Consider the following 15,967-nt stretch of genomic DNA (forward strand, 5'->3'; position numbering starts at 1 on the left):
GTTGCGAAGCTCTACGCAAGATGGATCAACCTAACTCGCTATATAGTTTTTTTTCGCCAATATCCACTTTGTGTATAAAACATGGAAGAAAAGGCGATGAAACAGAAGCAAAGTCATACCCAACATGGGTTCACTTTAATTGAAATCCTCTCAGTGTTATTTATTTGTTCTTTAACAACTTTATCTGGTATGCATCAGTGGAAACAGCATCTAGAAAAGCAACGGTTAATTGATGCTGCAAGGCAACTATCTGAGTTTATTTATAGTCATATGATGGAAGGTGTTTACTTAAATAGGCATCAGTTGTTATCAATCAAGATTGGTAAGGAGGGCTGGGGGATATCTGTAAAGGATGCGAATACCCGCCAAGAAATAGGGAAAATAACAGCGGATAAGTATCAAGGAATTGAACTTATTAGGGCTAGTCGTCACTCAGTCGATTTATATGGCAAGCAAGGTACAAGCCGCGCGTTTAGCTTCGAATTAAGAAATAAAGATACTGATATTTCTATTTATATTTCGGCCTTAGGGCGGATTAGGGCTTGCAGTAAGAAAAATATTGTTGGGTTACCCAAATGTTAAACAGGGCTAGCATTGATGGAAATAAAACACCAGATAAAAACCAAGGTGGTTTTACATTAATTGAAATGTTAATAGCAATAGTAATAAGTAGCTTTGTATGTGTTGCTGCTATGAATAGTATCCCCGCCATTTTTAAGCAAACTTATCGCGCTTATTTCCAATATCAACTTGATAGAGAAGTTAGGCAGGTCTTGCTGAATATGGAAAAAGACTTCAGGCGTATTGGTTACTGTAGCAGTGCTCATTGTACTGGTGAGCCAATAAAAATTAGTGCTAAGTTCCTGAGTAAAATTAATAACTCGTGCATAATTTTTGCTTATGACCAAGACCTGTCTGGGCAGTGGGAAAATATTAAATCAAAAAAGACAGAGACTGATTATTTTAGCTATCGTTTTAATGGTGAGAAATTAGAATCTAACCGAAATGTTAGAAACTGTGATGGAACTCGTTGGCAATCATTGTTCGACCCTAATGTTGTTAAGGTCAAACGGCTATCGTTCAATTTGTTGAAAAACAAGCGAATATTAGAAGTGTTTTTAGCAGTAGAAACTCGGTTGTTACCTAATCAAGTATTTAATTACCAGTTTGCTGTATTTCTTAGGAATCTATAATGGGGCTAATAAAGCAGCAAAATGGGAGTGTCGCTTTAGTGATGGTGGTTGTGCTAATGACCATGGGGTTGATACTCATTAAATCACTGCATTTTTACCAAGAGCGGGCTTTCGAAGAATGGCGCAAAGAAGTTCGGTATTTTAGCGGGTTTAATCGAGCAGAATCGGCACTTGCTTGGGGAGCTACACTATTGTGGGATATCCATTCACGTAACTATAAAACTTGGTTTTGCCAGCAAAATACAAACCGGAAATGGAAAACTTGCCTAAAACATTACAAAGGTTCAAATTTTATTTTATCGGGGCAAAGTGATTATCAGTTTGGTTTAGAAATAAAAGTTTATCGTTGGGTTATATTGGATGTTAATAAGCAGCAAGTTATACCGCGTTCGAAGGGCTGGTTAGACTATTGCCCTGTGACAAAAAAAGGGTTTTGCCAGTGAAAATAGAACAGCAAGGCTTTGCATTAATACAATCAATCATTGCAACCGCAGTTTTTGCTATCTTATTAATAGCTTTGCTAAACTATACGCAATATATCGTATTGAATTTTAATCAATTATATAAAGATTCAACGGCGGTAAGGGTCTTGCATAGTCGATTAGAAAAGCAGGGGGCAGTCGGTGATGAAACCTATTCTGAGGAAATCTCTTCCATTGGGGCGGTTTTACGTTACCCTGAATGGAAAATAGAGCAAACTCTTACGCACCCTGTTAAATATTGTACAGAGTCGATGGCTTCACTACTAATTTCAAGGCAGCGATTTTCGTTAAGCCGCTGGTACTGCTCAATAGGAGAGCATCATGTTTCAGGTTTATCATTCTAATCAATTAGATTTATTAAAAGAGTTAATTGCTCATTTAATGAAAAATGAACCACTTCCTCACCCTTTTGAGCAAGAAATTATTTTGGTGCAAAGCCCTGGTATGTCTCAGTGGCTACAAATCGAGTTAGCAAAGCAATTTGGCATTGCTGCAAATATTAATTATCCATTGCCAGCAACATTTATTTGGGACATGTTTAGGCGGGTACTCCCTGATATTCCTAAAGAAAGTGCATATACGAAACAAGCAATGACATGGAAATTGATGACAATATTGCCAACCGTGATTGATGAAGAAGATTTTGAACCTTTAAGGCATTATCTTCAGCAAGATACAGACAAACGCAAGCTGCATCAGCTTGCAGGGAGAATTGCTGATTTATTTGACCAGTATTTAGTTTATCGTCCTCAATGGATTGAAAAATGGCAGCAAAATGAAGAGATTGAAGGGTTAAGCTCGAATCAATTATGGCAAAAGCGCTTGTGGCAATGCCTTGTTGATTATTCAAACGAATTAAAGCAACCGCCTTGGCACAGGGCAAATTTATACCAAAGCTTCATTAATAAGCTGTTAGAAGTGCCTGATTTAGGAAAAATGCTACCAAAACGTATTTTTATTTGTGGCATTTCATCACTTCCACCTACGTATTTGCAGGCTCTTAATGCTATTGCAGAACATACGGACGTTCATTTAATGTTTAATAACCCCTGCCGCTATTATTGGGGGGATATTCAAAGTGCATCATTTTTAGCTAAGTTACAACAGCGTAAGCTACGTCATTATCTTGATAAACATGAAATTTCTCGGTTTAAGGCCGAAGAACATAGCCCGACCTTATTTAATGAAAATGGTGAGCAAAATATTGCTAACCCATTGTTAGCGTCGTGGGGGAAACTTGGTAGAGACAATTTATATTTTATTGCCCAACTTGATAACGCCAATGAAATTTCTGCGTATGTAGATACAAAGCGTGCAAATTTATTAGAAAATATACAGCAAGATATCTTAGATCTGGAAAATCATGCACAGCTAGGAACAACATTAGAAAGTTATGAAACGAGTTCAGGCAAACGTCCAATAAGTGAGCTGGATGAATCTATAACATTTCATTCGTGCCATAGTGCGCAGCGGGAAGTTGAAGTATTACAAGACCGGTTATTAGCACTTTTTGAGCAAGATCCGACATTAACTCCGCGTGATATTATTGTGATGGTTGCGGATATCGATAGCTACGCACCTTATATTCAGGCTGTTTTTGGTAATACGGCATCCTCTCGCTATATTCCATTTTCAATTTCAGATAGAAAAGCACTACAAGCTCACCCAATCTTACAAGCATTTATTACGCTACTCGATTTACCTCAAAGCCGTTTTTCGACGGAACAGGTGCTTTCTTTGCTTGAAGTCTCCTCTTTTTCCCGCCGATTTGGGATCGATGAAGGCGAGTTAAGTTTATTGCGTCGATGGGTTAATGAATCGGGGATCCGCTGGGGGCTTGATGATGATAATGTACGCTCTTTTGCTCTCCCTGTTATTGGCCAGAATACTTGGGAATTTGGCTTAAGCAGGATGTTGCTTGGTTATGCAATGGATAGCCGAAATGGTCCTTGGAATGGTATTTTACCATATGATGAATGTAGTGGATTAGCCGCGCAACTTGCTGGCAAACTCGCATTATTAATAAATACATTAAGGGAATGGCGAACCTTATTAGAGCAAGAACGTGCACTGAGTGAATGGAAGGAGCTTTGTCAGCCATTACTGGATAGCTGTTTTATGGTTGATAGCGAAACTGAGTTGGTATTAACGTTATTAACAGAACAATGGCATCAAATTATTGATAATGCGATAACATCAGGATACGACAAGCTCATTCCACTTCGTTTAATCCGTGATGAACTCTCAGTGCGTTTTGATGACGAGAAGATAAGCCAGCGTTTTTTAGCAGGTTCGGTTAACTTTTGTACTTTGATGCCAATGCGCTCAGTCCCATTTAAAGTTGTTTGCTTATTAGGCATGAATGATGGTGCTTATCCTAGAAATATTCCACCGCTAGGCTTTGATTTAATGGCTGAAAAATCAGTCCGAGGGGATAGAAAACGGAGGGACGATGACCGTTATCTATTTTTAGAGGCATTGAACTCAGCAGCTAAACAACTCTATATTAGTTATATAGGGCTATCTATTCGTGATAATCAACCTTGTAATCCATCAGTATTAGTGACGGAATTGCTTGATTATATTTGCCAAAGTTTTTGTTTGGTAGGCGATGAGTCGCTTACCATCGATGAAAGTGCTAAGCGTTTAAATCAAAGGTTAGTTATTCAACATAATAGAGTACCATTCGCAAAAGAAAATTTCCTCCCTAAAACACCTTACCAAAGCTTTGCTAGTGAGTGGTTACTCGCAGCAAAAACAGCCAATAGAGTTGATGAACCATTTTGCTCTGTACTTGAAACTCGAGAATCTATTACGGATATTTCTCTCGAACAATTGTTACGATTTTATCGTCACCCAATTCGGGCGTTTTTCCAACAACGGTTAAAAGTGCATTTTTCAATTGAAGAAACAGAGTTGCCAGAAGAAGAGCCATTTACCCTTGGTCGGTTACAACGTTATAAAATTAATGATCAAATTTTAGATTTGCTTGTCAAAGATGAAAGCCCAGATCCATTTTATTTCGCTTTGAAAGCTTCAGGTCAGTTACCGGCTAAGCAATTTGGCCAGCTTTTTTGGGAGCAGCAGTTAACTGAGATTTTACCATTAGCTGAAAAGGTTAAAGAATATGACAGGCAACTTTTTGACTACCCTATTGATTTTGAAATAAATAGGGTAAAAATTACTGGGGTACTTAAAAATGTTCACGAGACAGGTTTATTACGCTATCGACCAGCTTACTTAACCGCTAATGATGGGGTCCAGTTATGGATTGAGCATTTATTATTTAACTCGCAAATTGGTGAAGGGGACAGCCTATCACTAGGTAGGGATAATAGTATTTGGCAATTTTCATCTATTAGCAAAGAGGATGCCTTGGGGTATCTACAAGACCTAATAACAGGGTACTGTGAGGGTTTTGATTCGCCCCTAATCCTTCTAAATCAAAGTGGTTGGAATTGGATAACGGCTTGTTTTGATAAAAAGACAAAGCAGTATGATTTTTCAAATGAAGAAACACAACAAAAAGCACTGTCGGCTTTGCTTCAAAGTTTGCAAGGAAGCCAAATGAAAAAAGGTGAGATGGAAGATGATTATGTGTTGCGAGCATGCAGAAATATTGATAGCGCTATGATCCAATCGCTTTTATTAAACACTCAGCGGTTCTTATTGCCGATGACAAAATACTTGAAATAACGGGAGAGCACCATAGGATGCAACATTTATCCAAAAAAATCGCTCATTTGTTCTTATTATTCACCATCTTGGTGTGTGGTAGTGCATTAGCAGCGCAACCACTCTGGGAATTACTACCAGAAACGATTAATAAGAGTGAAAGTGATCCTAGGGAATATAAAGCAATAAAACTAAGCAATGACATGACTGTCTTGTTGGTTTCAGATGCCAAAGCAACGAAATCGCTAGCTGCTGTATCGATACCTGTTGGTAGTATTGAAAACCCAGATAGCCAGTTAGGGCTAGCTCATTATTTAGAGCACATGGTCTTAATGGGGTCTAAAAAATACCCAGAGCCAAGTAGTTTCTCGGAGTTTTTACAAAAGCATGGTGGCAGCCACAATGCGAGTACCGCACCTCACCGTACTGCGTATTATTTTGAAGTTGAAAATGGGGCATTGCAGGAAGCGACAGATAGACTAGCTAATGCTTTAGCAGAACCACTTTTAGACCCTATAAATGCCGATAGAGAACGTAATGCGGTCAATGCAGAGCTTACAATGGCGCGTTCTCGTGATGGCATGCGTCTATGGCAAGTGCGCTCGGAAACATTAAATCCCCAACACCCAAATTCACGCTTTTCTGGGGGGAATCTTGATACATTAAAAGATAAAGCGAATAGTAAATTACAAGACGAATTAGTGGGCTTTTATAAGCACTATTATTCTGCAAATTTAATGAATGGTGTTCTTTACGGTGATCAATCTATTGAATCATTAGCTAAAATTGCCCAAGACACATTTGGTCGTATCCCTAATTTTAATGCGAGCGTACCGGTTCTTGATATTCCAGCAGTAACAGATAAAGAAAAGGGCATCATTATTCATTATGTCCCCGCACAACCACAAAAAGCGCTACAAATTGAATTTAGCATCAAAAATAATATGGCAGACTTTCGTAGCAAAAGTGATAGCTATATTAGTTACTTGATCGGGAATAGAAGCCCTGGGACATTAGCGGACTGGTTGATATCACAAGGCTTTGCTGAGGGTATTAGTGCATCAGCCTCACCAAATGCAGATAGAAATTATGGTTCTTTTTCCATATATGTCACATTGACTGATAAAGGCTTAGAGAACAGAGACGAAATTATTGCCGCTATTTTTGCCTATCTTGATCTGATCAAGAAAGAGGGGGTCAATAAAAATTACTTTGACGAAATAGCAAACGTGCTCAATTTGTCATTTAAGTATGGGTCGATTGTAAGGGATATGAATTATATTGAATGGCTCTCTGACCAGATGATTGATGTTCCAGTTAAACATGTTCTTGATTCAGACTATATTGCAGACAAATATGATCCAGAAGCGATTAAACAACGCTTATCGGAGTTAACTGCACAAAATGCACGAGTTTGGTTTATTGGCCCGGATGAGCCTAGTAACAAAAAGGCTTACTTTGTTGATGCGCCTTATCAAGTTGATAAAATCACACAAAAACAATTTAATCATTGGTCTAATTTAGAATCTAAAATGGGTTTTAAATTACCGGTTTTAAACCCATATATTGCGGATAAATTGACGCTAATAAAAACAGATAAAGCCTATAAACACCCTGAGTTTATTTATCAGGATGGGAATACGCGTGTTTTATATATGCCAAGTCAATATTTTGCAGATGAACCCAAAGCGAGCATTACCTTATCATTACGCTCAAACCAAGGTGACAAGGATGCTAAAGAACAAGTTACAGGGGCCTTGTTGCAATATATTTCATCATTAAAAATGGATGAACTGCAATATCAGGCGTCTGTTGCAGGTATGTCTGTCTCTGTTTCTCAGGGCGTTGGATTGCAGTTAAATGCAAGTGGCTATACGCAACACCTACCTGAACTCTTTTTGTCAATGACTAAGCTGTATCTTAGCTTTGAACCGACTGAGCAGGAATTAGCTCAAGCAAAATCTTGGTACAAAGAGCAAATTGCGGTTGCTAACAATGCTAAAGCTTATGAACTGGCAATGCAGCCCCTGCAGCGCATCAATAGCGTACCATATTTTGAGCAAGAACAGCGTCTTGCTGAATTAGATAAAATTACGCTTAAAGAAATTACTGATTATCGTGAGATGCTGGTTAAGAGTGCTGCATTACAAGCACTTGTTTTCGGTAATATCACGGAAGAAAAAAGTATTGAGACCATTAAAGATGCTCAACAGCTACTCAAAAGCGAAGGAACAAACTGGTGGCGTGGGGATATCGTTGTTATTGATAAAAGCTATTTAGCTGATTTTCATAAACAAGGGAATAGCTCCGATAATGCATTAGCGGAGATCTTTATTCCAGATGGTTATAATCGCATTGATGGCGCTGTTTTTGGTGGCATTCTCGCGAAGGTGATCCAACCTTGGTTTTATGACCAACTGAGGACAAACGAACAGCTTGGTTATGCCGTGTTTGCTTTTAAAGCGGGCCTGGGCGATCAGTGGGGAATTGGCTTTTTATTGCAAAGTAATGCTAAAACGCCGAACTACCTGAATACTCGTTATCAGGAATTTTATACCAATGCCTTGGAAAGGTTGAAAAAATTACCAACAGATGAGTTTAATCAGTATAAACAATCGATGATTACTGAAATGAAACAACCACCACAAACGTTCTATGAGGAGGTTGGTCGCTATTCTTCCGATTTCTCACGTAATATTTTCAGCTTTGATACTCGAGAAAAAGTAATAGCTACGCTTGGTTCTGCGACTAAACAACAGGTAATCAAATACTATGAAGATGCAGTTATCAAACACAAAGGGTTAGCACTTAGCTCTCAGGTTATAGGGCATGGTGTTGATGGAAAAGCAGGGTACGCTAAATTGAAAAATTGGCGGCTGTACCCAACAGCTTCAGAATTACAAAAGAGTTTACCAATAAAGGAAGATGCTGAGTGAATAACGCGCAGATAGGGTCCCAATTACTGAATGTTTTTTCATTACCGTTGCAAGGGCAGCGTTTAATTGAAGCATCGGCAGGAACCGGTAAAACATACACAATAGGTATACTTTATCTGCGTCTTTTATTAGGTTTAGGGGGGGCGAATGCTTTCTCTAGGCCTTTGAGTGTTGAGGAAATTTTAGTTGTAACCTTTACTGAAGCAGCAACGAATGAGCTACGCGGTCGTATTCGTCAGCGGATACATGAAATGCGCTTAGTGTGTTTAAGAAATGGCGTTGGTTTTGAATCACAGCCAGAATATCTTGAACTATTAAGTGAACTTCCCGAGGGTTTACAAAGGGAATTTGCCCAAGAATGGCTATTGGCGGCAGAAAGGCAAATGGATGAAGCTGCTATCTACACTATTCATGGTTTTTGCCAAAGAATGTTGGTTCATAATGCATTTGAATCAGGTGTGTTATTTGAGCAAACAATGGTTCAAGACGAATTTCCAATTCAAAAGCAAGCTTGTGCAGATTTCTGGCGTCGTCATTTTTATCCGTTAAATTATTCGATGACGAAAGTCATTCAGTCATTGTGGAACAGCCCTGAGTCATTGTTAACAGAGATAAAACCTTTTTTGCAAGGTGATATTCCAGTTATTATTAATCAGCCTCAACAAATAGAAACACTAGAGGAACGACACCAGCGGTTAATCTCATTAATTGATTCAGTTAAAGCATCTTGGCTAGAACATTCCGCTGATTTCGAAAAGCTGATTACAGATTCTGATGTTGATAAACGAAGTTATAGTTCCCGTTTCTTACCTTCTTGGTTGACAAAAATAGCTCAGTGGACGCAAGAGCCTACTGAGGATTATCAGTTACCAAAGGATCTCGTTCGTTTTTCGCAAACTACATTGCATGAAAAATCTAAAAGCGGTTCTGGGCCAGAACATATTGTTTTTCAACATATAGACAACCTACTTTCTCAATCATTAACACTTAAAGACCTTATTATTCCACTCGCGATTTCTGAAGTTAGGCAAACTATTACTCGAGAAAAACACAATCGGGGAGAAATGGGGTTTGATGACCTATTAACTCGTTTAGATAGTGCTCTTAGCCAAGAGAGTGGGAAATTTTTAGCTCATGCTATTAGCCTGCGTTTTCCTGTGGCAATGATTGATGAGTTTCAAGATACAGATGCACAACAATACCGTATTTTTCAACGGATTTACCAAGGTGTTGAAAACAGCGCCTTACTTTTTATCGGTGACCCTAAACAGGCTATTTATGCCTTTCGTGGTGCAGATATTTTTACTTATATTGAAGCCAAAAAAGAAGTTAGTGCTCACTACACATTAGAGACTAATTACCGTTCATCTCAAAGTATGGTTGAGGCCGTTAACCATATCTTTAGTCATTGCGAATCTCCGTTCATATTTGATCAAATACCTTTTCAACCAGTTAACTTTGCCCCACAAAATAGTGGGAAAAAATTGGTCCATAATGGTGATGAAGTTAACGCTCTCACTTTTTGGCAATTGGGTGCTGAGGGGGTTTCTGTCGCGGAATATGAGCAAGCAATAGCGTCACAATGTGCGGCACAAATAGCTCAGTATTTACTAGGTGGGCTGCGAGGGGATACTTATTTTGATAATAAAGGTAAGTGTACTCCTGTTGCAGCTTCAGATATTACCGTCTTGGTACGTAGCCGGCGAGAGGCCGTATTAATTCGCGATGCTTTAAATCAACTGAATATAGCTTCTGTTTTTCAATCCAATAGGGAAAGCGTATTTTCCACCCCCGAAGCTAGGGATCTGTTGTGGTTATTGCAGGCGGTATTATCCCCTGAAAAAGAACGCGTTTTGCGTAGTGCATTAGCCACAGGGATATTAGGTTTATCAGCAAAGCAAATAGATGACCTTAATCACGATGAGAAAGCGTGGGAACAATTAGTAGATGAATTCGCTCGTTATGCACAAGTGTGGCAAAAACGTGGTGTACTCCCAATGCTTCGCATGGTGATGGCTCAGAGGCATATCGCTGAAACATTATTATCTGGAATTGATGGCGAACGCCGATTGATGGATGTAATGCATATTGGTGAACTGTTGCAAGAAATGTCACTACAACTTGAAGGTGAGCACACACTTACTCGATGGTTAGCGCAGCAGATTGCACACCCAGACCATCAATCAGATGCGCAACAAATGCGCCTTGAAAGTGATAAACATCTGGTTCAAATTAGTACAATTCATAAATCTAAAGGTCTTGAATACAAAATTGTTTGGTTACCTTTTGCCAGTAATTTTTTACCTCAGTCCAAAGGGTTATATCACGACAGAACAGATTTCGGTACAAGGCTAGACTTGTCTGATGGTGAAGATACCGTGGCCTTGGCTGATGAAGAGCGATTAGCTGAAGATTTGCGTTTATTATACGTAGCCTTAACTCGGGCTATCTATCACTGTAGTGTGGGGGTTGCGCCGCTGATTAAAGGGAATAGAAAGAAAAGTGGTGAAACGGACTTACATTTATCTGCGCTTGGATACGTCATACAAAAAGGGCAGGCAGGAGATAGCCAACTGTTAAATGAGATGCTCGATGAACTCAGTAACGATGTAATTAATGTTACTGTCATTGATGTACCTGAATTTGAACGTTTAACTCTTGAGTCAAATCATGATGAAAACTTAGCGGCAAGGGAAGTCACTCGCTATTTTGATGACCACTGGCGTGTTACCAGCTATTCGGGGCTAAGTTATGGTTCTAGCCATTCAGAAGACGGGCAAGCGGTATCCGCTCTACAATTTGCAAATTCACTAGCACCAAATATGGATACTGAAGTCAGCGTTGATGTTGAGCAACAAGAAGGTGAAAATTCGGCTGAATTTTTAACGCCACATCAATTCCCTAGAGGGGCATTGCCGGGGACCTTTTTACATACTCTGATGGAAGAGATTGATTTCTCTGAAGCAATTTCGGTTGAATGGTTAACTGAAAAATTAGAAGCGGCAGGGTTTGGTATTCAATGGGCACCTATGTTGCAAGAGTGGTTAAATGCGATTGTTCAGGCTCCGTTAGCAGATGATGGCTTATGTTTATCTGCATTACAGCCACAAGATCAGTTAGATGAAATGCAATTTTATATCCCTATAGAATCGGAACTCACGGCTAATCATTTTGATAAAATTGCCCATCAATATGACCCGCTATCTCAGCGTTGCCCTCCGTTGAATTTTGAAAAGGTACAAGGGATTTTAAAAGGGTTTATTGATTTGACTTTTTTTTGGGGTGGCAAATTTTATCTTCTTGATTATAAATCAAATTACCTGGGTGAGGATGCTAGCTTTTATACTCAAGAAGCAATGGCCGAAGCCATGATCGATCACCGATATGATTTACAATATCAATTATATTCCTTGGCACTACACCGCTATTTAAAACAAAGGTTACCTGATTATGATTACGAAACGCATTTTGGTGGTGTGTATTACTTATTCTTAAGAGGGATTGATAAGGTAAATTCGCATAATGGGGTCTTTTTTTATCGGCCTTTAGAAGCTTTTATTGGGGAATTGGATCTCCTTTTTCAAGGTAGGCAACAAGGGGAGGTGCTGAATGAAAGCACTATTTAATCGGGGAATTGAAGAACGTATTTTTACTCCACTTGATGTGCAATTTGCCTATAGCCTATCAGAGGATGAAAACCCAATACTACTGATGGTTACTGCTATTCTTAGTGCGGAAACGATGGCAGGGCATGTTTGCTTAGCGTTATCTGACATCATGCCTGAAAAGTTATTTGCAGGTCGGCATCCTGAACTGGCCGCGGAGTTTTGGCACAAAATGGGGCAGCCAGATGAGCAAACGGTTTATCAAACTTTGCTGCAAGCAAATGCAGTTTCGTTAGGAAATGAAAATAAAACGTCCCCGTTGGTTCTGTCGGGAGATTACTTATATTTTCAACGAATGTGGCAATATGAGCAGTATGTTGCGCATTATTTTTCTAACACCCCAATAGATGATAAAAATAACCAACAAATCAAGGTGGTTTTAGATAATTTATTTCCGATCTCAGATGAGATTGATTGGCAGAAAATTGCAGCTGCTGTTGCCGTGACGAGTAAAGTCTCCATAATTTCTGGGGGGCCGGGAACAGGGAAAACAACAACGGTCGCGCGTATCCTCGCTGCATTAATTAAACTGGAAACTAAGCATGAGTATAGGGTCAGAATTGAGCTTGCGGCGCCTACAGGTAAAGCGGCTGCAAGGTTAACCGAATCTTTAGGAGAGGCAATGAAACATATGCCTTTAACCGATGATGAGAGGGCGTTATTACCACATCAAGCGAAAACACTTCATCGTTTACTTGGTGCTCAGCCTGAAAGCCAAAAATTTCGCTATAACCGAGATAACCGATTATCGCTAGACATTTTAATTGTTGATGAGGCATCAATGGTCGATTTACCGATGATGGGTAAATTACTTGAGTCGCTGCCTGAAAATGCAAAACTTATTTTTCTTGGTGATAAGGACCAACTTGCATCTGTTGAAGCAGGGGCTGTACTCGGGGATATTTGCCAGTTTGCAGATAATGGCTACAGCCTTGAACGAGCGGCTCAGCTTTCTGAAATATCGGGTTATTCTATCGATCAATACTCTTCGACAACAGGTCCGATAATTCGCGATAGTTTGTGTTTATTGCGCAAAAGCTACCGTTTTTCTGCTGATTCAGGAATTGGGAAACTTGCTTTTGCTGTAAATGCGGGAAATGTACTTGGTGTTCAAAAGTTATTAAAGCAAGGCTGTTTTGATGTGCATAATTATGTGCAAGAAACGGCAGATGATTATGCACAAATTTTATTAAATGCCTCTGAAAATTATAAAGATTATTTATTGGCTGTAAAATCAAAGAAAACGCCGGCTCAGGTTTTAAAAAAGTTTAATCAATATCGTTTATTAACCGCTTTACGGGAAGGCCCTTTTGGGGTAGTAGGCCTGAATGATAAATTAGAAAAATTATTACATCGGCAAGGGTTAATAAACCGTCCCTATAATTTATTAAATAAACACTATGCTGGCCGGCCAATCATGATTAGCCGCAACGATAGTCCACTAGGTTTATTCAATGGGGATATTGGTGTCATATTACCTGATGAAAATAATAGCCTGAGAGCTTACTTTCAATTTCCAGATGGCACTATTCGTGGAATACAACCGAACCGTCTACCACAGCATGAAACCGCTTATGTGATGACGGTTCATAAATCACAAGGTTCGGAGTTTGCTCATACCGCATTAGTGTTACCGCAGGTATATTCACCTGTTATTACACGTGAACTCGTCTATACCGCAATAACCCGAGCAAAAAAAGAATTGTCCCTTTATGGGAGCCCAAAAGTATTACGTCGAGCAATTGAAACGCCGACAAAACGGCGCAGTGGTTTGGCGATACAATTAATGTGACTAAGATATACTTAAGTGACAGTTATATTTAAATAATTTATAACCATAGATTAAAGGTAATAAGATGGATAACCAGCAAGAAATGACCGCAATAACCCTAACATTAAATGCAAGGCTTGAGCCGATTAGGCGTGCAGATTTAGAAGATGCATTTGATGAAGTCATGAAAATCATGGGGAAAGATATCCATGTTACTGGTGGTGGTACGTCACTTGATGATAATGGTGAGGCACAAGAATGCGATATAGAAATCGCTATTGCGGATGCTAGTGACGAAAATATCAGCTTAATTATCCAGCTATTTACTTCAATGTTAGCGCCGAAGGGCTCTCGTTTATTTATTCATGGTGAAGATGTCCGGATTGATTTTGGTACAGATGAAGGGCTGGCAATTTATTTTAATGGAACAGAATTAGCCGATGAGGTTTATGAAAACGGAGATATCAATGAGGTCTTTGACATACTTGATGAAGCAGTTGAAGATATTGGTAGTATCCATGGTGTTTGGGATGGGCCAACAGAAACAGCATTTTACTTTTACGGCACTTCTTTTGCTGAAATGGAAGCTGCATTAAAACCCCATTTAGATACAATCCCATTATGCCAAAAGGCAAGGGTTGTACAAATAGCTTAACTGTGTAATTTATTCCTAGCTAGAGTTAAAGTTGTAAAAGTGCCCACCCAAATTATACATCCATATGATTTGGGTGGGAGAGGATAATTAACCAGCTATGGTTTCAAATAGTGTCGAAATAGTTATTTATCTGATTGGGTTTTTAAATCTAATATTAAAATCTTAGAACGCCGCTGGTAGTTATATAATGCTTGTTTCTTCAATGGTAGCATTTCAATTTCAGCAGGGGTAAAGCCACGTTCTTGGAACCAATGAATGCTGCGTGTTGTTAATACAAACAATTTGTCTAAGCCAAATTGTTTTGCTTGAGCTGCCACTCGATTAAGTAGTTCTTCCCCTCTGGCAGAGCTGCGGTAGTCAGGGTGAACTGCAACACATGCCATTTCTCCAAGTTTTTCTTCTGGGTATGGGTAGAGAGCCGCACAAGCAATCACCAAGCTATCACGTTCAATAATGGTAAATTTGTCGATTTCCATTTCAAGCTGCTCACGTGAACGCCGTACTAAAATGCCTTGCTGCTCGAGTGGGCGAATAAGTTCTAAAATGCCCCCAATATCGTTAATATTTGCGCGGCGGATTTGCTCTGCACTTTCCATTACTATTTGGGTACCAATACCATCGCGGGAGAACAGCTCTTGGATTAAAGACCCATTTTCTTGGTAGCTCAATAAGTGGCTACGGCGAACACCACGACGGCAAGCTTTTGCTGCACCGCGTAAAAAGCGTACAGTTCCTGAGTAATAATCCCCTTCAGATTCCAGCTGTTGAATGAGGTTTTCCGCTTCATTTGGGAATAACTCAGACAGGATATTACCGTTCTTATCAGCAACCCCTTGCGAAGAGCAAAAACCGATAAGTTTCTCAGCCTTCATTTTTACAGCGAGTTGGGTGGCTATCTCTTCTGAGGTGAGATTAAAGCTTTCCCCAGTAACAGAAACGGCAACAGGGCCAATGAGTACAATGGAACCGTTATCAAGTTGGTTATTAATCGCTTCTTCATTAATACGGCGTATCCTACCACTATGGCAATAATCAATACCGTCATCGACACCTAATGGTTGAGCAATAACAAAATTACCACTAACTACATTAATATGCGCGCCTTGTAACGGAGTGTTACCTAAGCTCATGGATAACCGAGCTGTAATATCTAATTGTAAAGCTCCTGAGGCTTGTTTGACATATTCAAGTGTATTGGCATCAGTTACGCGAGTATGTTTGTGATAAACAGCGTCATAGTTATGCTCTGCTAGGATATCTTCGATTTGAGGCCGAGCGCCATAAACGACGATAATCCTTATGCCTAAACTATGTAATAACCCTATGTCATTGACAATACTAGGGAAATTTTCATGGGCAATTGCTTCACCACCAAGCATAATAATAAAAGTTTTGCCGCGGTGGGCGTTTATATAAGGGACCGAATGGCGAAACTCATCAACCAATTCGGTACTGCGCTCTTTCATAACGACCCTCTTAAATGAATTTTTATTCGCTAATAATGTATTTTTATTCTTTTTGGCGCAGAATATCAAGTAAAAGATGGTATAAAAAAAGTAACAATTTTATTTTTGACGTTTACATATCTCT

Annotated in this window: 10 protein-coding genes; 9 read left to right on the plus strand and 1 reads right to left on the minus strand. The window is 39.4% G+C overall.

What is annotated here, in order from left to right; translation table 11 throughout:
* Positions 1-96 precede the first annotated feature (96 nt).
* From M1F14_RS07875 to M1F14_RS07915, 9 genes are all read left to right on the plus strand, one after another.
* Positions 97-582: a prepilin-type N-terminal cleavage/methylation domain-containing protein gene (locus tag M1F14_RS07875; RefSeq protein WP_225833046.1), complete on the plus strand. Its 486-nt coding sequence runs from the start codon at positions 97-99 to the stop codon at positions 580-582.
* Complete coding sequence (locus tag M1F14_RS07880; RefSeq protein WP_048606299.1) at positions 576-1,193, plus strand: prepilin peptidase-dependent protein; 618 nt, start codon at positions 576-578, stop codon at positions 1,191-1,193. The genes M1F14_RS07875 and M1F14_RS07880 overlap by 7 nt, the downstream gene beginning before the upstream one ends.
* Positions 1,193-1,636, plus strand: a complete 444-nt coding sequence (locus M1F14_RS07885) for a DUF2509 family protein (protein ID WP_042845985.1) — start codon at positions 1,193-1,195, stop codon at positions 1,634-1,636. Before M1F14_RS07880 ends, M1F14_RS07885 begins: the two co-directional genes overlap by 1 nt.
* Positions 1,633-2,019, plus strand: coding sequence for a prepilin-type N-terminal cleavage/methylation domain-containing protein (locus M1F14_RS07890; RefSeq protein ID WP_129466383.1), 387 nt, complete (start codon positions 1,633-1,635; stop codon positions 2,017-2,019). Before M1F14_RS07885 ends, M1F14_RS07890 begins: the two co-directional genes overlap by 4 nt.
* On the plus strand, positions 1,997-5,371 hold the full coding sequence (gene recC / locus M1F14_RS07895) for an exodeoxyribonuclease V subunit gamma (RefSeq protein ID WP_181468728.1): 3,375 nt from the start codon (positions 1,997-1,999) through the stop codon (positions 5,369-5,371). The genes M1F14_RS07890 and recC overlap by 23 nt, the downstream gene beginning before the upstream one ends.
* Before the next feature lie 17 nt (positions 5,372-5,388).
* A complete protein-coding gene (gene ptrA / locus M1F14_RS07900) occupies positions 5,389-8,286 on the plus strand; it encodes a pitrilysin (RefSeq protein WP_181468727.1) in 2,898 nt (965 codons plus the stop codon).
* Positions 8,283-11,912, plus strand: coding sequence for an exodeoxyribonuclease V subunit beta (gene recB, locus M1F14_RS07905; RefSeq protein WP_181468726.1), 3,630 nt, complete (start codon positions 8,283-8,285; stop codon positions 11,910-11,912). Before ptrA ends, recB begins: the two co-directional genes overlap by 4 nt.
* Positions 11,896-13,743, plus strand: coding sequence for an exodeoxyribonuclease V subunit alpha (gene recD, locus M1F14_RS07910; RefSeq protein WP_042845978.1), 1,848 nt, complete (start codon positions 11,896-11,898; stop codon positions 13,741-13,743). Before recB ends, recD begins: the two co-directional genes overlap by 17 nt.
* 64 nt (positions 13,744-13,807) lie before the next feature.
* Positions 13,808-14,377, plus strand: coding sequence for a hypothetical protein (locus M1F14_RS07915; RefSeq protein ID WP_181468725.1), 570 nt, complete (start codon positions 13,808-13,810; stop codon positions 14,375-14,377).
* A gap of 122 nt (positions 14,378-14,499) precedes the next feature.
* Here the strand turns inward: M1F14_RS07915 and argA are convergent, their stop codons facing one another.
* Positions 14,500-15,843 carry an amino-acid N-acetyltransferase gene (gene argA, locus M1F14_RS07920; protein WP_071548571.1) on the minus strand — a complete coding sequence of 448 codons (1,344 nt, stop codon included), beginning with the start codon at positions 15,841-15,843 and terminating at the stop codon, positions 14,500-14,502.
* Between the last annotated feature and the right edge of the window lie 124 nt (positions 15,844-15,967).

The sequence above is a fragment of the Providencia sp. PROV003 genome, assembly GCF_045040775.1.
Taxonomy (GTDB): Bacteria; Pseudomonadota; Gammaproteobacteria; order Enterobacterales; family Enterobacteriaceae; genus Providencia; species Providencia huashanensis.